General features: G+C 62.4%; 26 protein-coding genes. 15 read left to right on the top strand and 11 right to left on the bottom strand.

The genetic code is table 11. From position 1 onward, the window contains the following. Positions 1–24: 24 nt before the first annotated feature. On the bottom strand, positions 25–1,830 hold the full coding sequence (locus ACR3FE_RS09705; RefSeq protein ID WP_458206909.1) for a S9 family peptidase: 1,806 nt from the start codon (positions 1,828–1,830) through the stop codon (positions 25–27). Positions 1,831–2,046: 216 nt separating this feature from the next. On the opposite strand from ACR3FE_RS09705, the gene ACR3FE_RS09710 reads away from it, so the two are divergent. The 7 genes from ACR3FE_RS09710 (at position 2,047) to ACR3FE_RS09740 (ending at position 7,773) form a co-directional block, all read left to right on the top strand. Then, complete coding sequence (locus ACR3FE_RS09710; protein WP_458206910.1) at positions 2,047–2,340, top strand: HalOD1 output domain-containing protein; 294 nt, start codon at positions 2,047–2,049, stop codon at positions 2,338–2,340. A 4-nt stretch (positions 2,341–2,344) separates the two neighbouring features. Continuing rightward, the gene (locus ACR3FE_RS09715; RefSeq protein WP_458206911.1) at positions 2,345–2,533 is read left to right on the top strand and encodes a hypothetical protein; all 189 of its coding nucleotides are present in this window, start codon (positions 2,345–2,347) and stop codon (positions 2,531–2,533) included. A gap of 531 nt (positions 2,534–3,064) precedes the next feature. Further along, positions 3,065–3,697, top strand: a complete 633-nt coding sequence (locus ACR3FE_RS09720) for a DUF7344 domain-containing protein (protein ID WP_458206912.1) — start codon at positions 3,065–3,067, stop codon at positions 3,695–3,697. A gap of 69 nt (positions 3,698–3,766) precedes the next feature. Further along, entirely contained in the window at positions 3,767–4,843 is a 1,077-nt protein-coding gene (locus tag ACR3FE_RS09725; RefSeq protein WP_458206913.1) for a glycosyltransferase family 4 protein, read from the top strand. An 86-nt stretch (positions 4,844–4,929) separates the two neighbouring features. Beyond that, positions 4,930–5,868 (top strand): ABC transporter ATP-binding protein, encoded by a 939-nt coding sequence (locus ACR3FE_RS09730; protein WP_458206914.1) that lies wholly within the window; start codon positions 4,930–4,932, stop codon positions 5,866–5,868. Further along, positions 5,865–6,710 carry an ABC transporter permease gene (locus tag ACR3FE_RS09735; protein WP_458206915.1) on the top strand — a complete coding sequence of 282 codons (846 nt, stop codon included), beginning with the start codon at positions 5,865–5,867 and terminating at the stop codon, positions 6,708–6,710. The genes ACR3FE_RS09730 and ACR3FE_RS09735 overlap by 4 nt, the downstream gene beginning before the upstream one ends. 97 nt (positions 6,711–6,807) lie before the next feature. After that, positions 6,808–7,773 (top strand): peptidoglycan hydrolase, encoded by a 966-nt coding sequence (locus ACR3FE_RS09740; RefSeq protein ID WP_458206916.1) that lies wholly within the window; start codon positions 6,808–6,810, stop codon positions 7,771–7,773. A gap of 44 nt (positions 7,774–7,817) precedes the next feature. On the opposite strand, the gene folP is transcribed toward ACR3FE_RS09740, so the two are convergent. Further along, positions 7,818–10,316 carry a dihydropteroate synthase gene (folP, locus tag ACR3FE_RS09745; protein WP_458206917.1) on the bottom strand — a complete coding sequence of 833 codons (2,499 nt, stop codon included), beginning with the start codon at positions 10,314–10,316 and terminating at the stop codon, positions 7,818–7,820. Positions 10,317–10,427: 111 nt separating this feature from the next. Between folP and ACR3FE_RS09750 the strand changes: the two genes are divergently transcribed. Next, entirely contained in the window at positions 10,428–11,276 is an 849-nt protein-coding gene (locus ACR3FE_RS09750) for a hypothetical protein (protein WP_458206918.1), read from the top strand. Between the two features lie 4 nt (positions 11,277–11,280). Here ACR3FE_RS09750 and ACR3FE_RS09755 read toward each other — a convergent pair whose 3' ends face one another. Continuing rightward, entirely contained in the window at positions 11,281–11,802 is a 522-nt protein-coding gene (locus tag ACR3FE_RS09755; RefSeq protein ID WP_458206919.1) for an SHOCT domain-containing protein, read from the bottom strand. 96 nt (positions 11,803–11,898) lie between these two features. Between ACR3FE_RS09755 and ACR3FE_RS09760 the strand changes: the two genes are divergently transcribed. Beyond that, positions 11,899–12,699 (top strand): alpha/beta fold hydrolase, encoded by an 801-nt coding sequence (locus ACR3FE_RS09760; RefSeq protein ID WP_458206920.1) that lies wholly within the window; start codon positions 11,899–11,901, stop codon positions 12,697–12,699. Positions 12,700–12,842: 143 nt separating this feature from the next. Next, a complete protein-coding gene (locus ACR3FE_RS09765) occupies positions 12,843–13,196 on the top strand; it encodes a hypothetical protein (RefSeq protein ID WP_458206921.1) in 354 nt (117 codons plus the stop codon). 149 nt (positions 13,197–13,345) lie between these two features. Here ACR3FE_RS09765 and purH read toward each other — a convergent pair whose 3' ends face one another. Next, positions 13,346–14,962, bottom strand: coding sequence for a bifunctional phosphoribosylaminoimidazolecarboxamide formyltransferase/IMP cyclohydrolase (gene purH / locus ACR3FE_RS09770; protein WP_458206922.1), 1,617 nt, complete (start codon positions 14,960–14,962; stop codon positions 13,346–13,348). A 167-nt stretch (positions 14,963–15,129) separates the two neighbouring features. Between purH and purB the strand changes: the two genes are divergently transcribed. Then, positions 15,130–16,509, top strand: coding sequence for an adenylosuccinate lyase (purB, locus tag ACR3FE_RS09775; protein WP_458206923.1), 1,380 nt, complete (start codon positions 15,130–15,132; stop codon positions 16,507–16,509). Between the two features lie 69 nt (positions 16,510–16,578). After that, the gene (locus ACR3FE_RS09780; protein WP_458206924.1) at positions 16,579–17,220 is read left to right on the top strand and encodes a hypothetical protein; all 642 of its coding nucleotides are present in this window, start codon (positions 16,579–16,581) and stop codon (positions 17,218–17,220) included. Between the two features lie 19 nt (positions 17,221–17,239). On the opposite strand, the gene ACR3FE_RS09785 is transcribed toward ACR3FE_RS09780, so the two are convergent. Next, positions 17,240–17,605 (bottom strand): DUF2127 domain-containing protein, encoded by a 366-nt coding sequence (locus ACR3FE_RS09785; protein WP_458206926.1) that lies wholly within the window; start codon positions 17,603–17,605, stop codon positions 17,240–17,242. Between the two features lie 79 nt (positions 17,606–17,684). On the opposite strand from ACR3FE_RS09785, the gene ACR3FE_RS09790 reads away from it, so the two are divergent. From ACR3FE_RS09790 to ACR3FE_RS09800, 3 genes are all read left to right on the top strand, one after another. Further along, positions 17,685–17,903 (top strand): zinc ribbon domain-containing protein, encoded by a 219-nt coding sequence (locus tag ACR3FE_RS09790; RefSeq protein WP_458206927.1) that lies wholly within the window; start codon positions 17,685–17,687, stop codon positions 17,901–17,903. Further along, the gene (locus ACR3FE_RS09795; protein WP_458206928.1) at positions 17,903–19,180 is read left to right on the top strand and encodes an outer membrane protein assembly factor BamB family protein; all 1,278 of its coding nucleotides are present in this window, start codon (positions 17,903–17,905) and stop codon (positions 19,178–19,180) included. Before ACR3FE_RS09790 ends, ACR3FE_RS09795 begins: the two co-directional genes overlap by 1 nt. A 104-nt stretch (positions 19,181–19,284) precedes the next feature. Then, positions 19,285–19,626 (top strand): DUF5518 domain-containing protein, encoded by a 342-nt coding sequence (locus ACR3FE_RS09800; RefSeq protein WP_458206929.1) that lies wholly within the window; start codon positions 19,285–19,287, stop codon positions 19,624–19,626. A gap of 27 nt (positions 19,627–19,653) precedes the next feature. On the opposite strand, the gene ACR3FE_RS09805 is transcribed toward ACR3FE_RS09800, so the two are convergent. Genes ACR3FE_RS09805 through dapA form a run of 6 tightly spaced genes read right to left on the bottom strand, consistent with a single transcriptional unit; the run spans position 19,654 to position 25,267 of the window. Continuing rightward, complete coding sequence (locus ACR3FE_RS09805) at positions 19,654–20,721, bottom strand: M20 family metallopeptidase (RefSeq protein WP_458206930.1); 1,068 nt, start codon at positions 20,719–20,721, stop codon at positions 19,654–19,656. Then, positions 20,718–21,554 carry a diaminopimelate epimerase gene (dapF, locus tag ACR3FE_RS09810; RefSeq protein WP_458206931.1) on the bottom strand — a complete coding sequence of 279 codons (837 nt, stop codon included), beginning with the start codon at positions 21,552–21,554 and terminating at the stop codon, positions 20,718–20,720. Before dapF ends, ACR3FE_RS09805 begins: the two co-directional genes overlap by 4 nt. Further along, a complete protein-coding gene (lysA, locus tag ACR3FE_RS09815) occupies positions 21,551–22,801 on the bottom strand; it encodes a diaminopimelate decarboxylase (protein WP_458206932.1) in 1,251 nt (416 codons plus the stop codon). Before lysA ends, dapF begins: the two co-directional genes overlap by 4 nt. Continuing rightward, a complete protein-coding gene (locus ACR3FE_RS09820; protein WP_458206933.1) occupies positions 22,798–23,622 on the bottom strand; it encodes a 2,3,4,5-tetrahydropyridine-2,6-dicarboxylate N-succinyltransferase in 825 nt (274 codons plus the stop codon). The genes lysA and ACR3FE_RS09820 overlap by 4 nt, the downstream gene beginning before the upstream one ends. Beyond that, on the bottom strand, positions 23,619–24,380 hold the full coding sequence (dapB, locus tag ACR3FE_RS09825) for a 4-hydroxy-tetrahydrodipicolinate reductase (RefSeq protein WP_458206934.1): 762 nt from the start codon (positions 24,378–24,380) through the stop codon (positions 23,619–23,621). Before dapB ends, ACR3FE_RS09820 begins: the two co-directional genes overlap by 4 nt. Beyond that, entirely contained in the window at positions 24,377–25,267 is an 891-nt protein-coding gene (gene dapA, locus ACR3FE_RS09830; protein ID WP_458206935.1) for a 4-hydroxy-tetrahydrodipicolinate synthase, read from the bottom strand. The genes dapB and dapA overlap by 4 nt, the downstream gene beginning before the upstream one ends. Positions 25,268–25,372 lie beyond the last annotated feature (105 nt).

Below are 25,372 nucleotides of genomic sequence, written 5' to 3' on the forward strand. Positions count from 1 at the left end.
CGTGTTACGACAGGCGTCTTCGGCTCAGACGTGCTCGTCCAGGAAGTCGGCGGTCGTCGTGTACGCCTCGATACGGTTTTCCAGTTTCGAGAAGCCGTGACCTTCGTCCGGGAAGATCAGTTTCTCGACGGGGACGTCCTGCGCTGCGACCTCGTCTGCGATCTGCTCGGCTTCGCCCACGGGCACGCGCGGGTCGTTCTCACCGTGGAGGACGAGCAGTGGTGCCTCGATCCGGTGGGCGTTGTTGATCGGACTGATCGATTCGAGGAACTCCCGGTCGTCTTCGAGCGAGCCGTATTCGGCTTCACGTAACTCGCGCCGCCACTCGCCCGTGTTCTCCAGGAACGTGACGAAGTTGGCGATGCCGACGATGTCCACTCCAGCAGCCCAGAGGTCGGGGTACTCCGTCAGGGCCGCGAGCACCATGAATCCACCGTAGGAGCCGCCCATGACGGCGATTCTGTCGGGATCGACGCTCCGCTGGTCGTGAAGCCACTCGACGCCCGACTCGATATCCGCCACCGAGTCCATCCGGTTTTCCACGTCGTCCAGATGCGTGTACTCCCGACCGTAGCCCGACGACCCCCGGACGTTCGGCTCGAAGTAGGCGTAGCCGCGATTCAGGAAGTACTGCTTGGTTGGGCTAAACGATGGCCGACGCTGAGATTCCGGTCCGCCGTGGATGTCGACGATGACGGGCGTCTCGCCCGGTTCCGCATCGGCTGGCTCCGAGAAGAACGCGGGAATCGTCCGTCCGTCGAAACTCTCGAAGTGGACGAGCTTCGGGCGAACGAACGTCTCGGGTGGGATTCCGGCGGTCGAGGCGTCGGTCCAGCGTTCGGCGTCGCCCGTCTCGGTTTCGACGACGTAGACGTTCGCGTTCGTCGTACTTCCCGTGACGGTGATGGCGAACCGCTCCGCGTCAGGATCGAAGCTGACCCCGCCTGCGATACCCCGTGGAAGGTTGGGCGTCGGGAACTCGCGGATGGTGGTCTCGCCGGTCAGTTCGCCGACCGTGAGTTCGGTGTAGCCGTCCTCGTTTCGGGAGTAGACGAGTCGACCGGTATCCTCGTCGAGGGAGACACCATCGACGTTCCACTCCCCGCCTTCCTCGACGACTTCGATCTCGGTCGAATCGAGGTCGAGGCGCGCGAGGTACATCGTATCACTCCCTTCGTCAGTGACGAGGTAGAGTGCGTCGCCATCCGGACCCCAGTTGATGCTCTGATATCGCACGTTCCCGTCGTGAGGAGTCACGTGCGTCATGTCGCCCGATTCGATGTCGAGGACGTAGAGATCTTGATCGAACGACGAGTGTGCTTCGATCACGACGAGCCGACCGTCGTCGGGACTCCATCCCCCGAGCGAGAGCCACCCGTCGCCTTCGAACACCATCTCCGCGTCGTCATCGGTCACGTCGCGGTCCTGGACGTACACGTCGAAGACCGCCTCGTCGCGCCGATTGGACGTGAATGCGAACTGCGACCCATCGGAGTTCCAGCCACCCCATCGGTGTTTCGCGTCGGGCTTGTCGGTCAGTGGGGTGATCGTTTCGCCGTCTCCATCGAGGCGGAAGAACTGCGCGCGCTCGTTGCCGCCTTCGTCCATTCCGAAGACGAGTTCGTCCTTCTCCGGCGACCACGAGACGAAGGTGACTCGCTCGTCGTAGAACGTGAGTTGGCGGGGCCACGACCGTGGTTCGTCCACCTGCCACACCTGGGGAACGCCCGTCGTATTCAGCAGAAAACTCAGTCGCTTACCATCCGGGCCGAACGAGGCACTGTGTGCGCTTCGGACGTTGAGATACCGCTCGAAATCGTACGGAGCCATTGCGTTCTCTTTCGAGTCAGGTGTGAAAGTAGTTTGGTAAGCGGTATCTCGGAACGTAACCTCACGAAGGAAGGATGACACGATTCTACATCAGTCATCTTACTTAAAGGATGGAGATGCGAAGGCACAGGCTTTGTAGAACCGATAGCTTGATTCGAACTACTATTGGTGATATACTATGGAATCTACATATTCGTATTCAACAATGATTCAGAGTTGATACATCAATTCTCGTTCGACGAAAGTCAGACGGACAGTATCGTCGTCGCTATCAGCAAGGCGGTCGCGCAGGTGACAGACTCCCCGCTCGAAGAGTTGCCACCGCTTCAGGAGACCGTCGACTGTGACGCACTCGAAGCACTCTTCCACTCCTTCGATATCGACGGGATGGCTGGCATCGGACAAGTGCAGTTCCCGTTCCACGGCTGTACCGTGCGAGTCGATACGACCAGAACCGTGCAAGTGTTCGACAGCCAACGGCGAGTCACGTCCGATGACACAAGGTGCTAGGATCATGACTGGTGACGTGGAACTGCTCTCGCTCGACGACTTCGAGCACCGACTCGGCGAACTGATCGCGGTGAGTGCTCGAAACGGGATCGGTTTCGACCGGTCGTGGACGTTTCGCCAGCCGGACGAGGACATTCCAGACGTAATGGTCGAAATCACCTGTCTCCAGCCATCTCCCGAAGGATCCGAGTAGCGACAACGACCTCGTTCGTTCTCTCTAGTCTTCGTTACCAGCCAGTATCCAGTACATAACATCTGACTCCGGAGTGTCACGTCACGGCTCGTAGCGAGAAAGCTCGCGCGGACGAGAAACCTGACAACGGACCCCGAGAGCGCACTACTCGACGCTGATGATGCGACGACGAAAGAACCCTCCGACGCCGGTGACGACGAAGAAGAGGGAAACTCCGGTCAGTGTCACCGTTCACGCAAAATCCGTCGAGGCAGGGGAACTCCGGCGATATCGGCACGATTCTCGAGTGAAAATCGTTCAGCGAAACGACCGTCTGGGCGACGTTCGTCCGGATTCGTGGTAATACGTAGTTGAATCGATGACGGGAAGGGAGCGAGGCCGACCGCATCGTGTCCTCGGAGAAACGGTTCAATTTGCAGTTTGCTATCCGGGTAATCGTTCACACCTCGAAGACATCACCGGATACGGACTGAACAGAGTTGTCGATTTATGCGGGTTCTTGGCGTGCGGATAGTAACCGGGGTGGGAGGAATGAATACGACACAGCCACGAGAGTCACACGACCAGACACGGCCGTCCGAGCAGACATCGTCGGATGAAGGGCGGTCACGATCGTTTTCGGAACAGGAAGTGTACGACGCGGTGAAGAACCTGCGCCGCCGGTACGTCCTCTATCATATCAACAGGGAACGCCGACCGGTCGAACTGGGCGAACTCGCCGAGCAGATCGCGGCGTGGGAGAACAACATCGATATCGAGGATGTCACACCGGAACAGCGTAAATCGGTGTACAGCGCACTGTACCAGACACATCTACCGAAATTAGAGAATATCGGTATCGTCACCTACGACCGGGAGTCGAAGGAGGTGTCGTTCACCGACGGTGCCAAAGATTTCGAACTGTATCTCGCCACGGATTCACAGACGACGATTCCGTGGCACAAACTCTACGTTCTTCTCTCGGGCATCGGTGCGTTATTGATCGCCTTCAGTTGGCTCGGCGTCGTTCCGTTCTCCGGATTTCAACTTTCGGTGGTCGTCCTCGGACTGTTCGGAATGACTGCACTCGGACACTTTTACGATCATCACTGCTGGCAACGACGGTTTCAGGATTCGACACCCGACCTCGCGCTCGGGTTCGGCGAGGGGCGCTGGTTCCAGTAACGGTGTCGCCGTTCGCGGGTCGAACCGTATGAAAGACGATTTTTACTTTCGCGTTTCGTGGCGGGGTGTATGCGCGTCGCGTTCGTCGCAGAAGTGACGGCTCAGCACGAAGAAAGGGGGGCAACACGCCGACTCAGGCGTACCGCGGAACTTCTCGCCAGTCGCGGCCACGATGCACTCGTCTTCTGTGCGAAGTGGTGGGAGGGAGACCACCGGACGTTCGAACAGGCGAACGTGACCTACCACGCCGTGACGACCGACCCACCCGACGAGATGCCCTCGCGGCGGTTCGCCCTCTCGCTTCCCGGCGCACTCCGCCGGGCGAAACCCGACGTGATCCACGCCGCCGCAGTGCCGAAACACGTCCTGGCGGCGAAGACGGCGAGCAAACTCTCGCGCACGCCGCTCGTCGTCGACTGGTACGAACCACCGCCGGCAGCCTCGGTCACTACCTCGAAAACGCTCCGGATGGCAGCACGCGCACCCGACGAGGTCATCACGCCGTCGGAGACGGTGAAAACCCGCGTCCGAGAACTCGGTGCGAACGCCGAGGACGTGCGCGTGATTCCGAACAGTATCGGCATGGACGCCATCCGAGATGCACAGGTCGTCGAAGGTGCCGACATCGTCTACTCTCGCCGTCTCGACGAGGACGCCAACCTCGAAAGTCTCCTGCTCGCACTGGCCGAACTGCGCGACAAGGGCTGGCACGCCGTCGTCATCGGTGACGGGCCGGAACGCGAGCGATACGAGCGACAGGTCGCCGACCTTCGCATCGACGACCGGGTGGAGTTCACGGGCGACCACCCCGTCGAGAAACGCATCCCCGTGTTCCGCGGTGCTCACGTCTACGTCCAGACCGCCCGACGCGAAGCGTTCCCCACCGACCTCCTTCGCGCGCTGGCGTGTGGCTGTGCGGGCGTCGTGGAGTACCACGTCGAGTCGAGCGCCCACGAACTGGTCGAACGCGAGGAGCGAACGTTCCGAACGACGAGCGAACAGGAACTCACCGACGCACTTCGGTCTGCCGCCGACCTCCAGCAGATGACCGAAAACGAGGAGTTCGCTCGCTACGACCATCGACCGGTGTTAGAGCAGTATCTCGACTGCTACCGAGACGTGCAGGATTCGTTCGGCTTCTTCTGACCGCCGAATTCCTTGATTTCGCACGTCTCAGTGCCTGAGAGTAGCAATCAGACTACTTTTATATTGTTACTCTGCGTATAAATTGTATGGCAGCTATCGAGTTGAACGGTGTGACCAAACAGTTTGGAGAGGTGACCGCACTCCGGGACGTCGATCTCGTCGTCGAAGAAGGGGAGATATTCGGCTTCCTCGGCCCGAACGGGGCGGGCAAGTCCACGACCATCGACGTGTTACTCGACTTCATCCGCCCGACCGCCGGGAGCGCCTCGGTGCTCGGTTTCGACGCACAACGCGAGAGCCTCGAAGTCCGAAAGCGCGTCGGTGTTCTCCCGGACTCGTACCACGTCTACGACCGCCTGACCGGTCGCCAGCACGTCGAGTTCGCCATCCGGTCGAAGGATGCCGACGACGACCCGATGGCGATACTGGAACGTGTCGGTATCGCCGACGCCGCCGATAGGAAGGCCGGTGGCTACTCGAAGGGGATGCGCCAGCGCCTCGTCCTTGGGATGGCGCTCGTCGGGCAACCAGACCTGCTCATCCTGGACGAACCCTCGACAGGACTCGACCCGAAAGGAGCGCGCGAGATGCGCGAGATAATCGACGAAGAACGTGACCGAGGTGCGACGGTGTTCTTCTCCAGTCACATCCTGGCACAGGTCGAAGCGGTCTGTGACCGCGTCGGCATCCTGATGGGTGGCGAACTGGTCGCCGTCGACACTATCGAGGGACTGCGAGATTCCGTCAGCATCGAGCAGACGCTCTCGATCACGACCGATCGTCCCATCGACGAGGCGGCACTCGACGCCATCCGAGCGGTCGATGGCGTCTCGCAGGCAACCGCGAGCGGTACGTCCGTCGCCGTGACGTTGGAGTCTTACTCCAAGTCGGCGGTGCTGAACGCGCTCGAAGCACGAGATATCAGCGTCGAAGACTTCAGCACGGAAGAGACCTCGCTGGAAGAGCTGTTCATGGCCTACACCGACGGTCGCTCGACCGCTGAATCGGTGGAGGTGACGGCATGAGCTTCGCCGTCATCGCCCGCAAAGACTTCCAGGACGCGCGTCTCTCGAAGACGCTCTGGGCACTGTCGGCGTTGTTCATCATCTTCGCGGCAGGGATGGCGTACCTCTACGCCGTGTTCCCCGGTCTGGGAAGCGACGCAGAGGAACTCTCGGCGCTCGGACTGATGTTCTTCCTCTCCGCACCCGCCACCCTCTTCGTCTCCATCACGGCGGTCGTCATCGCCGCCAAGTCCGTCGCTGGCGAACGCGAGAACGGAAGCATGAAGCTCATGCTCTCGTACCCCCACTCTCGCCGTGACGTAGTGCTCGGGAAGGTACTCGGACGGGCCGTGGTGCTCGCACTTCCCATCGTCATCGGGTTCGCGGTCGCGGCGATCGTGGTGCTCGCGAAGTACGCCACCTTCTCGCCGGTCGATTACGTGCTGTTCGTCCTGCTGACGGTGTTGTATGCGTTCGCCTACATCAGCCTCGTCGTCGGTCTTTCGGCTACGACGGGGTCAGGCGCTCGGGCGACGGCGATGGCCATCGGGCTGTTCGTCGTGCTCGAACTGCTCTGGGACGTGGTTCCAGTCGGCCTCCTCTACCTGTTGGAAGGTCGTCTCGTCCCGATACAGGAGTACCCGAACTGGGCGCTGTTCATCTCGGGGCTCACCCCGAGTGCCGCCTACTCGACCGCGATGGGAGCCGTGCTGCCGGAATCTCCCACCGCCGTCCTCGGAATCGGCCCGGCTGGCGACGTCCCGTTCTATCTCGCCGACTGGTTCGGACTCGTCCTCCTCGTCGCGTGGGCCGTCGTTCCGGTCAGTCTGGGCTACCTGCGGTTCCGCGCCGTTGACCTCTGAAGCAACTTTATTTCTTCTCTTACAGATATTAATAGTACTTACTACCATAAGAAAAATTTATTGCCCGGTGGATGGTGTTATAATCTGCGATCCATCTATGGAAGACAAACAGACGCGACGAAACTTCATTCGTACCGTTGGTGCAACGGCGATCACCGTACCGTTCATCTCCTCGACCGCCAGCGCAGCCTACGACGATTTCAACTGGCCAACCACGGGACAGATCACGTCCGATTACTACGACAGCCGTGACGGTGGTACGCGTACCCATCGCGGTATCGACATCGACTGGGAAACCGGGCAGCCGATCTACGCGGCCCGCGCCGGGACGGTCACGACCGCGAGCTACACCAGCGGGTACGGCTACCGAGTGAAAATCGACCACGACGGCGGCTACCGAACGCGATATGCCCACTGTCAGTCCGACCTCAAAGTGAACGTCGGCGACTGGGTCGACCGAGGTGATCACATCGCAGACCTCGGCGGAAGCGGTGGCTACGAACCGCACCTCCACTTCGACATCAAACGAAACGGTAGCTACGTCTACGTCCCCGGAGACGCCGGAGACTGGGTCGACACCAGCGACCCGATCCCGAAGGATTACGCCGGTATCAGCGGCACGAACGGCGACGGCAGTACGAGTTACAGCTGGCCGACCTACTCCTACGGCGACCAGGAAGAGGCGGTCTACTCCATCCAGTATCTCCTCGAGGAACACGGCCACGCGCTGAACTACCACGACGGTATCTACGGCTCCGAAGTGCAGAACGCGGTCGAATCGTTCCAGTCCAACCACGGTCTCGCCGTGGACGGCATCGTCGGCCCGAACACGTGGGGCGAACTCTACGTCACGGTCTGGGACGCGAACAACGACCCGTGGTGGGCGACCTACGGTGCCCAACACCACCTCCGTTACGGACAGGGCTACAGTATCGCCGTGGACGGTTACTATGGCCCGGAGACCGAGAACGCCGTGCGCGATTTCCAGTCCAACGCGGATATCACCGTGGACGGAATCATCGGCCACGATACGTGGCAGGCACTGATGGACATCCCGAACTGAGAGATAGAGAACCCGAATCGAGAAACCGATACGACGGCTCGCGTTCAGTCGTCTCCGGTATCCGGCGCTTCGAATCGCTCGGGGGATTCCGCCGCCTCGACCGCCCGAACCGCCGCGACGTTCTCCGCGACGTCGTGGACGCGAACGATATCGGCTCCGCGTTCCGCTGCGATGGTGGTTCCAGCGACCGTCGCGGCGGTTCGGTCGTCGTCCTCGCCGATCAGGCCGAACATCGACTTGTGCGAGTGGCCGACGAGCACGGGGCAATCGAGGGCGTGGAGCTCCCCCGTCCTGCCGAGCAGTTCGAAGCTCTCGGAGGAACGTTTGCCGAATCCGAGTCCCGGATCGACGATGATCTGACTCCTGTCGAGTCCTGCTTTTTCCGCGAGCAAGACGCGCTCTTCCAGTTGTGCGATGACGTCTTCGACCACGTCGTCGTACTCGACCGACCGCCTGGGCTTTACGGGTGCGTCGATGCTGTGCATCACCACGAGTGGGACGTCGTGCTCGGCTGCGACGAAGCGCATCTCGGGGTCTTCGAGTCCCGACACGTCGTTCACGATGTCCGCACCTGCGTCGAGGGCGGCGCGGGCGACTGCCGCCTTTCGCGTATCGACTGAGATCATCACGTCGAGGTCGCGGATCGCTTCGATAACGGGAACGACGCGCTCGGTCTCTTCGTCGATCGAGATCTCGTCCGCACCGGGGCGCGTGCTTTCGCCACCGACATCGACGATATCTGCGCCCGCTTCCACCATCTCGGTCGCGCGCTCGATGGCGTCCTCGCGGGCTTCGAACTCCCCGCCGTCGTGGAAGCTGTCCGGCGTGACGTTGAGGATGCCCATCACGGCCGTCCGGCCTTCCCACGGGTAGCCGTGCTCGTCCGAGGTCTGGTGGATTCCGAGGGTGTGTCGGAGTTCGTCGGCGAACACCGACAGGCCGTATGGTTGCCCGTCGAGTTTGTCGGCGAGGCGTTTGAACTGCGCCAGCGTCCCCATCAGTAACACGTCGATGTTCTCGTCGTCGCGGTCGTTCAGCCCTGACTGGGCGCACTCACCGCCGAGGCTGAGCATCTCTTCTTTGATGTACTGGGCCTGTCGGGTCTGGACGCGCGTCTTCAACACTCGGTGGACGGCCTTGCCGCGCATCCGCCAGACGCCGGGCGTCGAGACGTGGGTTCCTTCCAGAGCCTCACGTGCGTCGTCCAGATCACCGATCCGTTTCGGGATCTCGCCGCGCGTCCAGCGCGCCCGTGCCTCGGCCACCGCGAACAGCGACCCGGTGACGAGCACGAGATCGTCGGGGCCTGCCTCGGTGAGGGCGTCGTCCAGCGCGCTCTCGACTGAACTGATCCGTTCGACGCTGTCTGCGTGTTCCTCGAACACCCGTGCGAGAACGTCCTCGTCCTCTGCACGGTCGATGTTCGGATGACACGCGACCACGCGGTCTGGCGTCGGGAGCGCGTCGGCCATCCCCTGAACGTCCTTGTCGTGCATCGCGCCGAAGACGAGGTGGAACTCATCGTAGTCGAACTCCGCGATGGTTTTGGCGAGCGCCTTGCACGCGCCGGGATTGTGCGCTCCATCGAGCACCACGAGTGGGTCGGTACCCATCACTTCGAACCGCCCTGGCCAGAACCCCTTCCGCAATCCTCGTGCGAGTTCGTCCTCGGTCGCGTCGGCGACTTGTCGGGCGAGCACCGCCGCGATACCCGCATTCTGGGCTTGATATTCGCCGAGCAGTGGGATGGCCGTCTCGACGCTCCAATCCGGTCCCGACAGCGAGATCGCTGCTTCGGTGTGGTTCGTCCGCCCCTCGTAGGTAGCCTGCACGTCCACCGAGTCGCTCCCCTTGCCCGCGTCGCCTTCATCGCTTTCGCCATCTGCGTCACCCTCGCCAACCACGATTACATCCCCCGCTTGCTCTCGAATCGCGTCGAGGGCGTCCCCGGACGCGCCGGTGACCAGCGGGGCGTCGGCGGGCGCGACGTGTGCCTTGTCGCGGGCGATCTCCTCGATGGTCTCGCCGATGATGCCCGTGTGTTCGAGCGTCACGCTCGTCAACGCCGACGCGATGGGTTCGACCACGCTCGTCGCGTCGTATCGCCCGCCGATGCCGACTTCGAGGATGGCCACGTCTACCTCTTCGCGTCCGAAGTACCAGAGCGCCATGGCGGTCATCCCCTCGAAGAACGTCGGTGATTCGCCGCGTGCCCCACGGTCGGTGACGTAGTCGTGAACCGAATCCACGAACTCGACCATCGCGGATTTCGTTATCTTCCGGCCATCGACCGTGATGCGTTCGCGCACGTCGTCGAAATGCGGTGACGTGTAGAGACCGACGGTCAACCCCGCTTCGCGGAGCGCCTGCTCCGTCATTCGTGCCGTGCTCCCCTTCCCGTTCGACCCCGCTACCTGCACGAACTGCACGCCATCGTGGGGGTCGCCGAGGTGTGCGAGGAGGTCTGCGGTGGACTCCGTCCCCGGTTTCGGGCGGAACCGCCGCAGGTCGAAAAGAAAGTTCGCTGCCTCGTGGTAGTCCATGCCAGAGACGACAAAAGCCGTGCGCTTTAGGCTGTCGGAGTCAGACCAGTAGGTACAACGACCGTTTCACTTTACTGAAAACTTTTACCGGAATCGACTGTGCTCGTTTCCATGAAGCGCCGCCGACTGCTCTCCACCCTCGCAGTCGGGTCGGTTTCACTCGCTGGCTGTCTCAGCACCAGTCGTCCAGGCAGTACAGGAACGACGACGACAGACCGAACGACGACCAACACCAATACCAACACTGACACCGACCCCGCTCAGCGAGTGCAACGCCACCTCGGAGAATCATACACGACCGATGACGGGCGCGTCGTCACGGTTCACGACGCGCGAGTACAGAAATCGGTCGTCGAGTTCGAGATCCACACTGACATCGTCTCGCTCCCCGACCGTCAGTTCGTCGTCGCGGACGTGTCCGTGACCGAGAACGAAGGAGACGAGAGAACCGAATTCACGAACGTGTTCAGCGTGAAACTCGACGGAACGGAGTTTCCACAGGACGAGCACGTTCGGTGGCTCGAACCGCCATCCGAAGACGGGCATTCACTTGGGTTTCCGGTTCCCGTGACCGACGCAGACGAAGCCGCAGTGGTCTGGCACACGGGCGACGACCCACTCGTCCACTGGTTCCTCGGGGACGACGAGCGTCAGAAACTCCTCAATGCTCCCGCATTCGAGATTCGTGAGTTCTCGGTACCCGATAGTTCGGAAGCTGGCGGAACGCTCGAAGCGACCCTGACCGTCGCAAACGTCGGTGACCGCGATGGCATCTTCCGCACCGAACTCGGGACGAACCTCATCTCCGACACGCCGGAACTGATGCTGGACATTCCCGCTGGTGAATCGGCGACCCGAACCGAAACCATCGACGTACCAGATTTCGCCAGCGACGACGTGAAGATAGTTCTGGATTGGGGTGCAGACGTACTAACGCGGACGGTGAGCGTCGAGAAGTGACGGTTTATCGGTCGAACTCGCGCTCTGCTCGCCTGCGCTCTCGTCGCGCTCGTTCGCCATCGGAGCCTTCCGAACCATCCATGAGCTGTTTCATCCGGCGCTCGAACTCTAACTCGCCGATCTCGTCCTCCACGTACTGTCGTTTCAACTCGTCCATACGGTCTTCTTTCGTCGGTTCGACCCGCTTCGAGAGGCCGAGCGAACCGGCTTTGGGAAACAGTCGCTCGGCCCGCCGGAGCAGTCGAGCAAGTCGGTCGTCGCGGGGCACCGACACGCGCCGCGCGGCGGTGACCGTCAGCGCGACGAAGAGCAAGCCAGCGAGAAGTCCATCGAGCAGAAATGCCACGATGTAGGGGGCGGCGGCGTCGAGAAACACGATGAGTAGTGGCGTGTTGGCGTACTCGGGGTTGCCGAGCGCCGAGAGTGCCGCCAGCAAGCCGAGCGCGGCGATACCGACGAGCACGACCAGCGAGAGCAGCAAGCTGGCGAGCAGCGCCTTGACTTTCGAATCACCGAGCAGTCCCATCGGTTGGCCGTTCGTGGTGCGAACACTTTAACTCGTTCTCCACCGGTCTCGCTTGGCCGCGACGATTTTGCACCTGCGAGACGAGTGAGAGGCGTGATGCCGTACGAACAGTGCAACGGAGCAACTCTCTACTATGAGGAGAGGGGTGAGGGGACGCCAGTCGTCTTCTTGCCGGGAGTGATGACGGGGGTTCGGTTCTTCAGGCCGCAGTTGTCGGCACTTTCGGACGACTTCCGGACGGTCGCACTCGACTACCGAGGTCACGGTCGATCGGAGAAGACGGAGATGGGGCACACCGTACCGCAGTACGCCCGTGATCTGCGTGCCTTCCTCGACCAGCGCGAACTGGACGACGTCGTTCTCGTCGGCTGGTCGATGGGTGCGCTCGTCGCGTGGGAGTACGTCGACCAGTTCGGAACGGATGGAATTCGAGGACTCGTGAACGTGGACATGTCGGCCTCGGCGTTTCAGTGGGACGATTTCGAGCACGGGAGCACCGACCTGGAACGCCTCGTCGGTACCCTCGAACTGATCCAGACCGACCAGTCGGCCTTCATCGAACAGCTCGTCGAGGCGGCGTTCGAGGAACCACCATCGGACGAGACGCGAACGCTGGTGTTCGACGAACTCTCTCGCACGCCCCCACCCATCAAGAGCGCCATCCTCTTCGACTACACGATGCGCGACTACCGCGACGTGCTCCCCGATATCGACGTTCCGACGCTCGTCTGCGCCAGCGCGGACGAGGAGTGGCGAACCGTCGCCGCCGTCGAAGACGTAGCAGACCGCGTCCCGGATACCGAGTTCGAACTGTTCGAGGAGAGCGGACACTGTATCACGCTCGAAGAACCGGAACACTTCAATCGAGCAATCGCCGAGTTTACAGAGTCGTTGTGAATGAACTATCGCCGTCTGGCGATAGTTCATCTGAACACACTATTTTAAATCGACTGCTCCCGTGATAATAGACGATGAACCGTCGTCGATTCCTGCGGTCAGTTACTGCCGGAGGGATTCTATCAGCCGCAAGTGGCTATTCGATGCTCTCAAGCGACGACATCCTCGTCGACCGAGTGATAATCGCAAATTGGGATCGGACGAGTGGTCACACGATTTACGTTTCACTCGACTACGAAGGCGAAACCATCTACGAGAAGACATATCAGTTCAAATCTCGAGAGGGAGAAGTGGTTCCGTCGGTTACTATCACTGAGGAACTTCCCGACGAGGCAGGAACATTCGTAGTCTCTGCCTCAATGCCATCACGCGATGAATCACTGAGTCGCGTCAACGTCGGACGCTCTGCGGACGGGAACTGTACCATCGTGGAGATTCACACTTTCGAGCAGAATCGACTCGGTATCGCGGTCGGAGAGAGCTGTCAGTCGAGCTGAATCGTGAGAAAACACCGTCGTTCCCTTCGCTCCACTCTACGACGAGCTTCCGACATTCCTTCGTTACCACTCAGTCATGTCGGAAACCGTGCGAGACGGTCGCCCGTGGGCGCTGCGTCTCGCTTGCTTCAGACACTCCTTCACTTCGTTCAGTCGTGTCGGAAACACCGACTCCCCGTGAACACCATCGCTATCCCGTGCTCGTCGGCGGCCTCGATCACGTCGTCGTCGTTGACCGACCCGCCGGGTTGGATGACTGCCTCGATTCCGGCCTCGGCGGCCATTTCGATGGCGTCCGGGAACGGGAAGAAGGCGTCGCTGGCCATCACCGCACCCTCGGCGTCCTTGCCCTCGGCGTCGCGCTCGGATTTCGTCTTCGCTATCTCGACCGCGTCCACGCGGCTGACCTGTCCCGCGCCGACGCCGACCGTCTCGGTACCTTTGGCGAAGAGGATGGCGTTCGATTTGACGTGCTTGATGGTCTGCCACGCGAAGCGCATGGCGTCCAGTTGTTCCTCGGTGGGTTCGCGTTCCGTGACGACTTCGAGGTCGTCGCGGGTCGGCGCTTGCAGGTCGCGCTCCTGAACGAGTCGCCCACCGACGATGTCTTTCTCGGCGTGGGTTTCCGTGACGTCTCCGAGTTCGCCGACCGCCAGAACCCGGAGGTTTTTCTTCTCGCAGAGGGTCACCAGTGCGTCGTCGGAGTAACCGGGGGCGACGACGACCTCCTTGAACGAGTCCACGATGTGCTCGGCGGTCGCCTCGTCACACTCACGATTGAGGGCGACGATGCCGCCGAAGGCGCTCTTCGCGTCGGTCGAGAGCGCACGGTCGTAGGCTTCCGAGAGCGAGTCGGCGGTGGCACAGCCAGCGGGATTCGTGTGCTTGATGACGGCGCACGCGGGGCGGTCGAACTCCTTGACGAGATTCAGCGCGGCGTCGGCGTCGTTGTAGTTGTTGTACGACAGCGCCTTCGCGCCCTCGTTCAACTGGTCCGCGTGGACGACGCTCGCCTCCTCGCAGGCAGTGTCGGCGTAGAGCGCAGCGTCCTGATGGGGGTTCTCACCGTACCGAAGTTCGGCCGCGCGGTCGGTGGTTTCGATCCGGCGAACCGGCAGCGAGTCAGCCTCGTCGCTGGCGACGTGAACCGCGTTCGCGTCGTAATCGACGTCGGCCTCGCCTTCAGCGAACCACCGCACGGCGCGGGGATATGCCTTGAACTCGCCCTGATACAGCACGCGATCTTTCAGGATCTCCTTCGTATCGCCTTCGTAGACCGGGATCGGCTCCTGTGTGACGATCGGTCCACTGTCTACCTTTCCGGGGTCTACCTCGCCCGCGTCGTCCGTCGCGTCCGTGACGACGTGAACCGTACAGCCGGTCAGGCTCACGCCCGCGTCGAGTGCGTCGCCCCACGCATCCATTCCGGGGAACGAGGGGAGGAGTGATGGGTGGACGTTCAGCGTCACAGGGACCTCGTCGAGAAACTCGCCCGTGAGTATACGCATGTAGCCATCGAGGCAGACGAGGTCGAAGTCGTACCCCGAGAGCGCGTCGAGCACGCGTCGTTCGTGCTCCTGCCGCGATTCGTCGTCGCCCAGCTCGACGACTTCGGTCGGAATCCCGCGTTCTTTCGCTTTCTCCAGTACCGGCGCGTCCGCGCTGTTCGTCAGCACGACCGCGAGTTCCGCCCCGCCCGGCGTGAGATCGTCGATGTGCAAGAGATTTCGACCACGGTTTCCGGCCATACCCGCAATCTGTGTCATGGTCGGAAGACCGACCGGCGTGGGCAAAGTAGTTGCGGTCGAGAGCGACAGAATATACATACTAGTGCATAGATTTCACGGTTCGAGATGATATTCTACTCGTTGTATGCACGTCTGTGCGTCATCGTACCGATACGCTTTTGCCGAACGCCCCGGCAGGCACACGTATGGATTCCCTATACGCCGTTTCGCCGCTTGATGGGCGCTACGCCGGTCGCACCGCGCCCCTCCGCGAGTATGCGAGCGAGGCCGCGCTCATGCGCGCTCGCGTGCGAGTCGAAGTAGAGTATCTCGTTGCACTGGCCGACCTCGACGTGACGCCGTTCGAGATCTCGTCCGACGACCGCGACAGTCTTCGAACGCTCTACGAGGAGTTCGACGAAGACGACGCTAGCGTGGTCAAAGCACTCGAAACCGAGGGCTACGCCGGATACCCGGCGACGAACCACGACGTGAAGGCCGTCGAATACTTCGTTCGACATTCGCTTCCCGACCACCTCGAAGACCTCTCCGCGTGGATCCATTTCGCGCTGACGAGCGAGGACGTGAACAACCTTGCACACCGACTGCTGGTCAAACCCGCAGTCGAGGAGGTTTTGCTCCCGGAACTCGTCACCGTCCGCGACGACCTCGCCGAGATGGCCCGCGAGCACCGCGACGTTCCCATGCTCGCTCGAACCCACGGACAGCCAGCGACGCCGACGACGTTCGGCAAAGAGATGGCCGTCTACGCCGCCCGTCTCGGTCGCGCCATCGTGCGAGTCGAACAGGCCGCAAAATCTCTCTCCGGCAAACTCGCCGGGGCGAGCGGTACCTACGCGGCCCACGTCGCGGCGTACCCCGACGTGGACTGGCAGACGTTCTCCCGGACATTCGTGACGGGCCTCGGTCTCCAACATACCGCGCTCGCCACGCAGGTCAACCCCTGTGACGACCTCGCAGAACTGTTCGACGCGCTCCGCGGCGCGAACAACGTCCTGCTCGATCTCGACCGCGACGCGTGGCTCTACGTCAGCGACCGGTATCTCGGACAGGAGGCAACGGCGAGCGAGACGGGCAGTTCGACCATGCCGCACAAGGTGAATCCCATCGACTTCGAGAACAGCGAAGGCAACCTCTCGAAAGCGAACTCCGATCTCACGTTCCTCGGCGACTACGTCACGACCTCGCGTCTCCAGCGCGACCTCTCCGATTCGACCGTCAAGCGAAACATCGGTGCAGCGTTCGCCTACTGCCTGCTCGGCTACACGAAAGCCCAGGACGGTCTCGGCAAGGTTGTCCCGAACGAGCAGGTCATGCGCGACGAACTCGAAGCCACGCCGGAGATCATCGGCGAAGCAGTCCAGACCATCCTCCGCAGAGAGGGCCACGAAGACGCCTACGAGCGCGTCAAAGACCTGACTCGCGGGAAGCGCGTTACGCTCGACGATTTCCGCGACCTCTTCGACGATCTGGACGTAGACGACGACGTGCGAGCGGAGCTGCACGACCTCACCCCCGCAGGCTACACCGGCGTCGCCGACGAACTGGTGGACGAACTCGATTGATCTCGCCGGTTCGAATCGTGCCTCCCCACGCCGAACATCGTTAAGTCGCTCGGCGACGTTACCGATTGCATGTTCTCGAAGGTCAGCCGACGAGTGCTCGCTCGGGCCACGATCCTCGCCGCACTCGCGTACTGGTTCGTCGTTCGACCGTGGCACCTTCGATGGGGAGCGACCGACGAAGAGGTCGAGATGACGCTTCTGGGCGACGAACTGCTCCCGTCTGCCCGGTCACAGGTCACCCACGCCATCACCATCGACGCACCGGTCGAAGACGTGTGGCCGTGGCTCGCCCAACTGGGCCAGGGTCGCGGTGGCTTCTACAGCTACGACTGGCTGGAGAACCTCGTCGGCGCGGATATCCACAACGCCGATCGAATCCTTCCGGAACATCAGCACCTCGAAGTCGGAGATACCATCCGACTCGCTCCCGAGGACTATCCGGCACAGACCCCCGAATCCGCCCCCGAGGTCGCAGTGCTCGACCCCGGTCGGGCACTGGTACTTCGCCCACCCGTCGAATCACCACGATGGACGTGGGCGTTCGTCCTCCGCCCGATGGACGAGGAGATGACTCGATTTATCGCCCGGATGCGTTCGGAAGGGAAACCAACGCTCGCGGGCAAACTGGCTGACTACCTGTTTTGGGAACCGGCGCACTTCGTCATGGAGCGCAAGATGTTGCTGGGCGTCAAAGAGCGTACGGAGTTCTGACACACCGTCTTTCGGGCGTTCAGCGGTAGTAGTCGCGTTTGCTGTACACGTAGGCGATGAGTAATCCACCGATCACGATACCGAAGATGGCACCGAAGTTGCCGAGTAGAAGACGGATGAGATCGAGCAGGAGGTCGATACCGTACACGATCAGCGTGAGCGTCCACGCCCACGGTTTGAGCGTCCAGAGTCCCCACACGACGACGAACTGTGCGACAGAAAAGAGGATGGCAACCGGGCCGACGAACAGTCCGAGTGGCGAACTGGCCATCGCGCCGAGTCCACCGAAGATTCCCAGTATCGCGCTTATCCCACCGAGTACACAGAGGATTTTGATTCCGAGGGGAGGTGATCGATTCCTGTAGGACGTTGCTGATGTCGACATGAAATCACATTTCTCACGACTCCTAATAAACCTCGCTTCGAGAAAATATTTACAAGGACGACACGTAGTTTCGTCCGTAATGAACCCTGACTCCCCCGATAGTTCCGGCTGTCCGAAATGCGGTCACACGAGCGCCTCCACCGACTCCATCTCGACCACCGACTCCGGACTGAGCAAGATGTTCGACGTGCAGACCAAGAAGTTCACCGTCGTTTCCTGTGACAACTGCGGCTACTCCGAACTGTACAAGGATGTCCGTAACCGCGGGAGCGACGTCGTGGACATCTTCTTCGGCTGATGGGAACATCCACTCGACGGACGTTTCTCGCAGTCTGTGGAACGACCGCGGTCGCTGGCTGTAGTGCCATCTTCGGCGACCAACCGGTTTCGGAACGAGACGACAGCGCCGACTGGCCGCTGTTTGCACACGATGCCAGAAACACGGGCTACAATCCACACGCATCCGGGCCAAAATCGCCACCGACGGAACGCTGGCAGGTTCGAACGTACGACCGCCGAGACGAATTTCGCGGCTACGCGCTGACGACCTCCCCGGTCATCATCGGCGACCGAGTGTACGTCGGCGGCGAGTCGCTGACCGCCCACCGGACCGGCGATGGTTCGGTCGTCTGGGAAACCCGGAGCGACGAAACGTACCAAGGCGCTGGATTCGCCGGAGAAACGCTATTCATTTCGACGTGGGACGCTGTGGCCGACACGAGCGCGATTTCGGCGTTCGATACCACTGGTAACCGCAAATGGCGGCAGAAAACTGGCAATAGAAACACTCTCGCCCCACTCGTTGCCGATGGAACCGTTTACGCACCGAGCGACCCCCGGATAGTCGCGCTCGATGCGAAGGACGGACGCCGACAGTGGCGAACCGAAGAAATCTGGCCGTATCCGACACAGCCTGCGGTGTCAGACGGACTCTACATCCCGACGGATTGGGATGGCTGTGTCGCCCGAAATCGTCGGCAAGACCCACTCGCATCCCTTCTGGGTCATCCACCGAAAAAGCAGTGGACACACGACCCGGAGGGGATCACGAAAACCCCGCCAGCAGTCGGCTCTCGGCACGTGTACGTCGCCGCGTCAGGGGAGTGGCATCCCGACGTATACCCGAAACGACCGCGACTCTTCGCACTGACTCCTGCCGGGAAACGGGTCTGGTCACGACCTTCTGGAACGCTCTCTTCGACGCCGGTGGTCGGCGATGGTGTCGTGTTCGAAAAGACCGGCGTCTTCGTCGAGAAGATACACGGAGCGGGCTACGTCGAAGGTCGCTTCGACGCGAAGATCACCGCCCACGACGCAACGGACGGAACGACTCGCTGGCGCAGAACCTTCGACGGATCCGGTAGCTGGTACATCCAACCGGTGCTCGCGGATGGCGTACTCTACGTGCCGCTTCACGACGGAATCAGTGACGAAAGTCGACTCGTCGCACTCGACGCGAAGACTGGTGAGACGCTGTGGAACCGTGCGCTGGACGCACCGACGACGCACCTCGCACTCGCCGGGAACACGCTGTACGTGACCTCGTACGACGGAATCTTGCACGCCTTTGAATAGTTCGATTCGAGTGGTCAGATTCGATTCCTGGTCGAACCAGTCTGCTATTTTCGACCGGACAGCCACCTTGACGTTTATCTTCGCTGGTGACCAATAGATAGCGTATGGGAAACGACAATAGACTCATCCACGCAGTGATCGGAGCCGTCGTGACTATCGTCACCGCCTTCGTCCCCTTCTCGCCCATCCTCGGTGGTGCCGTCGCGGCCTATCTCAACGACGCGAACACCGACGCTGGCGTTCGAATCGGGGCCATCTCGGGCGCGATCGCAACGATACCGATGATCCTCGTCGGTTTCCTCTTCGTGGGTCTCGTCGCGTTCGGTGGTGTTCCAGGTGGCTTCCTGGTCTTCCTTGTCCTCCTCGGCGTGTTCGCACTGCTCTACACGATGGGGTTGAGTGCTCTGGGCGGCTACATCGGCGCGTATCTGGCGGACGAATTCTGAACGTTCGTCGGTTGAAAGCTGAACGAACTACGCGAGCAGTTTTCGCAGTGTTTCGGTCACGGCGTCTGCTGCTGCTTCGACCTCGTCCACGCGCACGTACTCGCGGGGGCCGTGTGCCACCGCACCGTCGTCGTCGGCCAGGACGCCCGGCCCGAATACGACGGTCGGTGCGCCCTGCGCGAAATAGGAGGCTTCCGTCGCCGCACCGAACGGGCGCACCTCGCCGCCGCTGGCGTCTCGGAGCGCCCGCACCAACCGAGAATCGGCAGGTGTCTCGAACGCTTCGAGAAACGGTGTGTCGCGCTCGGCGAGCGCGACTTCCACATCGACTTCCACAGGTGCGGCCCGGCGAAGGTGTGTTTCGAGACCCTTCCGGAACTCCTCTGCCCCCTCCGGTGGGACGCTTCGCCGATCGACGACGAACGAACATTCGGCGGGAATCTGGTTCGTTGCCGTCCCTCCCTCGACCGTCGTCGGCGTGAGCGTCGGCGCACCGAGTTCGGGATGCGCCTCGCCGGGGTCGAAGGTGTCCAGCGCGCTGAGCACGGGCGAGAGCGCACCGACGGTATTGACCCCGTCGTCGGGGTCGGCGGCGTGAGCGTTCTCCCCGCGAAGTGTCACGGTCGCCTGAAATCGCCCACGTGCCGCATTGCAGACGTCGAGACCGGTCGGTTCGCCGACGATGACGGCGTCGGCATCGATATCGAGTGCTGCTGCACCCGTCGAGTTCGTCTCCTCGTCGGGCGTGATCGCGAGCGTGACCGTCCCTCGGTCGGGTTCGACTGCGAAGAAGGCGTCGAGGAGTGCCGCGAGTGGTCCCTTCGCATCACAGGACCCCCGACCGCGGATCTCGTCGTCGTCGCGGGAAAACGGGACGTGTGGCGGCACGGTGTCGATGTGCGTGTTCAGCACGACGTGGGGGCCATCTTCCCCCCCGCCACGCTCGGCGATGACGTTTCCTGCGTCATCGACGTGGGATTCGACGCCAGCCGCGTCAAGGGTGTCTACGAGCAGGGTTCGCATCTCCGCGACCGATTCGTGTGACTGCGTCTGCACCGCCCGTTCGAGGAACGTGATGGGGTCGAAGGCGGTCATGCTTCCGAATCGATCCGTCCCGTTGCGGACACGCTCACGTCACCGTCGAACTCCTGCTCGACGGGGCCGGAGAGCGTCGCGTATCTATCTCCGAGCGTCACTTCGAGCTCGCCACCCGGCGGCGAGACAGACACGTGTTCGTCGTCGATGAGTTCGAGATGCTCCGCGACGGCGGCGATCGCTACCGCGCCGGTTCCACAGGATTGCGTCTCGCCTTCGACGCCACGTTCGAAGGTGCGCTGGTCGAATCCACCCGGTCGACGTGACGCGAAGGTGACGTTCGCACCGTCCGGGAACACGTCTGCGTGCCGAATCTGTGGCGCGACCTGCTCGATGTCCACTGCGTCGACGTCGTCGACGAAGGCGACTGCATGTGGAACGCCCGTGTTCACCGCCGTCACTTCGTACTTGCCGATGCGCTCCTGGACGAGTGGTTCGTCCTGGGCGACCGGAACGGCGTCAGGGTCGAATCGCGGCGCGCCCATCTCGATGGTCGCGCCGCCGTCGTCTATCTGCGCGTAGCGCGTCCCGGCGAGCGTATCGATCATCACTTCGTCCGCGCCGGTCTGTTCGGCGGCCCAGACGGCCGCACAGCGCGCTCCGTTTCCGCACATCTCCGCAGTGCTTCCGTCCGGTTGGACGAGGGTCATGATGACCCGTGGCGGCCGGTAATCCGGTTCGAGCGCCAGAAACAGCACGCCATCTGCGCCGATCCCCTCGACCCTGTCGCAGGCTCCACGGGCGAATGCGGCTCGGTTGGGAACACAGGCGTCTGCATCGACGACGACGAAGTCGTTGCCGGTGCCGTGGTACTTCTCGAACGAGAAGGTCATACCCACGCCACCTCCTGTTCGGTCGCCGTCACGTCGGCACGCGTTTCTCGGCGGTTGGCGACCGCAGTCCGCTCGCCGTCCACTACGACGACTGCGGGACGGGGACGTGAGTTGTACTGGCTGGCCATCTCGTAGCCGTATGCCCCTGCGTTACCGACCGCCAGCAGGTCGTCGCGCTGTGGCGCAGCAAGCGTGTGTTCGCCGAAGGTGTCTGCACTCTCGCAGATTGGGCCAGCGACGGTCGTTTCGACCTCGGCGTCGTCTCCGGTGACGTTGCGGACGTGGTGGTAGGCATCGTAGAGCGCAGGCCGTGCGAGCGTCGTCATCCCGGCATCCACGCCGACCACCATCGTCTCGGGCGTTTCCTTGACCGTGTTCACGCGGGTCAGGAGGACGCCAGCGTCGGCCACGAGATAGCGTCCCGGTTCAACGACGAGGGTCGCGTCGATGTCACCGAGCGCGTCCCGCGTCGCGTCCGCGACCGCATCGAGGTCGAGCGGCGATTCGTCGGGATGGTACGGAACGCCGAAGCCGCCACCGACGTCCACGAATTCGAGGGAGAGCGGAATCTCCCGCGCCAGTTCGCCCATCCGCGAGACGAGTTCTCGGTGATTGCCGAGGTCGTCGCCGGTGATGCCGCTGCCAGCGTGGGCGTGGATGCCGACCACGTCGAAGTCGTCGGCTGCGGCTTCGAGCAGGTCTGTTGTACGGTCGTAGGGGACGCCGAACTTGGCGTCCGCGCCGGTTCGAACCTTCTCGTGGTGTCCGGCACCGACACCGGGGTTGACGCGGAGACAGAGCCGTCCGTCGTAGCCGCGCTCCGCGAGTCGTTCGATGGTGTCCGCTGCACCGACCGTGATGGTCAGTTCAGGATGGTCGTCGGCGAGTTCGACCGCCCTGTCGAGGTCTTCTGCGGGCGGGTTGACGGCGGTGTAGTGGACTCGCTCCCCGTCGAACCCGGCGGCGAGCGCCCGCTCGGTTTCGCCCGCGGACGCACACTCGACGCACGACCCTTCGGCTTCGAGCGTGCGGAGAACGGCCTGCGAGGTGTTCGCCTTCGCAGCGTAGTGAACCTCGGCGTTCGGAAACGCGCCTTCGAATCGCCGGTAGTTCTCTCGGACGCGAGCGAGGTCAACCACGTAGAGTGGCGTTCCGTGGTCGGCGGCGAGTGCGTCGAGTCGCTGGTCGGACCAATCGGCGAGTCGTCGTACCGGCAGGTTGTCACTTGCCGGTCGGTCGTCGCTCATCGCAGGGCCTCCTCACGCTCGACCTGTTCGAGCGTGTCGTCTTCCACGTGAAGCGCGACGACGGCGGGCTTGTAAGCCCCGCCGTCGAACAGTGCGTGGTCGCCGAGACCGGACTCCACGAATCGGGTGAACGCCCGGCGATTCGGTGGCAGGTGGCCGTAGATGATCTCTTCGTCCACGAGGTCGTAGACGGGGATTCTGGGCGTGAGCAGGGTGTTCTCGCCGACAATGCTTCCCTCGCCGACCACGAATCCCGAGGTGACCCGGCAGCCAGCACCCAGCGACACGTCGTCTTCGATGATGACGGGCGTGTCTTCCACGGGTTCGAGGACGCCACCGATCAGGGCGTTCGCGCCGAGTTTGACGTTCTCGCCGATCTGGGCGCAGGACCCGACCGTATCGCAGGAATCCACCAGCGTTCCGTCGCCGACGTATGCGCCGACGTTGACGAAACTCGGACTCATCAGGATGCAGTTCGCCCCGACGTGTGCGCCCCGGCGGAGCACGGTTCCGTCTGGCGTGTTGCGGGTTCCCCTTCCGGGCAGGTCGTCCGTCTGCCGAAGGGGGAGAACGTCGTGGTAGGTCACGTCGCCGTACTCGCGCCCTTCGATGTTCCGGAGGCCGAAGTTCAACAGGATTCCCTGCTTCACCCACTCGTTCGCCTCCCACTCGTCACCGTGCTTCTCGGCGGCGCGTACCTCGCCCGCTTCCAGTGCGTCGAGGAACGCTTCGAGGGTCGCGTGTTCGTCCGTTCCTGCGTTCTGTGCATCCAACTCACCCGAATCGTATCGCTGCCACAAATCTCGTATCTCGTTTCTCATTCTGCGATCACCTCGCTGAAGTCGTACCAACCCGGATTCCGCCCGGCGAGCCACACTGCCGCGTCGAGGGCACCGTCGGCGAACACCGACCTGCTTCCAGCCCGGTGGACGAGCCGCAGTTCTTCGTGGTCGTTCGCCAGCATGACTTCGTGTTCGCCCTTGATTCCACCTGCTCGGCGTGCGTGGACGCCGACCTCGCCCGACTGTCGCGGAGCGTCTCCCTCGCGCCCGTGAACCTGCTCGTCGGGGCCGCCCGCGGACGCGATCCGGTCGAGGAGGGTCTTCGCCGTCCCGCTCGGTGCGTCCTGCTTGCCATTGTGATGCGTCTCGGTCAGTTCGACGTCGTAGTCGGGAAGATCGGCGACCGCGCCTTCGACAGCCCGGAGGAGCGCCTGGACGCCTCGGGAGAAGTTGCTGGCCTTGAGGACGGGCACGTGGTCGCTCACCTGTCGCAGGACGGATTCGCCCTGCTCGTCGAATCCGGTCGTCCCGACGACGCAGGCGATGCCCGCTTCTCCGCAGACCGCGACGTAGTTCTGGCTACTCGACGGGGCCGAGAAGTCCACGAGTACGTCGGGGTCGTGCTCCCTGAGTACCGCCCCGAACTCCTGGACTGGTGCGGTTGGGACGCCGTCGACCTCGGCGGGTGGGTCGCGGCTCACGCCAGCGACGACTTCCACGTCGTCTCGGGCGGCGGCTTCGTCGATGACGGTTCTGCCCATCCGGCCAGTGACGCCAGTGACGATTACCTCCGTCATCTGGTTCCCTCCAGCGAGTCGAGTACTGCGGCCAGTTCTTCTCGGTGTTCGGACGAGAGTGGCGACAGTGGCAGTCTGAGTTCGCCCGGCCCGTAGCCCCGATGTTCCATCGCGGCCTTCACCGGAATCGGGTTCGTCTCCACGAACAGTTCGCGGAAGAGCGGGCCGAGTTCACGCTGGAGTTCGCGCGCCCGGTCGTAGTCACCAGAGAGTGCCGATTCGACCAGTTCGCAGGTTCGCTCGGGTTCGATGTTCGCCGAGACGCTGATGGTACCGGTCGCACCGAGCGCGAGCATCGGGAGCGTAAGCGCGTCGTCGCCCGACAGCACTGCGAATTCCTCGTCCTGGGTTCGTTCGATGATCTCGGCGATCTGCCCGAGATCGCCACTCGCGGCCTTGTACCCGGCGATGTTCTCGTGTTCCGCCAGCGAGACGGTCGTCTCCACGTCGATGTTTCGGCCCGTGCGCGACGGGACGTTGTAGACGATCTGCGGGAGGTCTACCCCGTCGGCGATGGTTCGGTAATGCTGTTCCATCCCTGCCGGTTCGGGCTTGTTGTAGTACGGTGAGAGAAGAAGGAGTCCGTCCGCCCCGGCGTCTGCGGCGCGTTGCGAAAGTTCGAGTGCTTCGTGGGTCGCGTTGCTTCCGGTGCCTGCGATAACCGGAACGTCTACTGCGTCTACGACCGCTTCGACGACCTCGACGTGTTCGTCGTGCGTCAGGGTCGCACTCTCGCCGGTCGAACCGACAGGGACGAGGCCGTCGACGCCAGCGCGTTCGAGGCGCTGGGCGTCACTGCGAAGGTGGTCGAAGTCGATACGCTCGCCCGCAAAGGGCGTGGTCATCGCGGGATAGACCCCGCGGAACGGTGATTCTGTGTTTGTCATCTGTTTTCGGTCGGAAGTCGGTCGTCGCGCGGTACAGAACGAGGATGGCTCGGAACGGGGGTGCCACGCCCGCCACGAACCGGTTACGCCGCGCGTTTTGTGCGT

Source organism: Haladaptatus rarus (assembly GCF_054177585.1).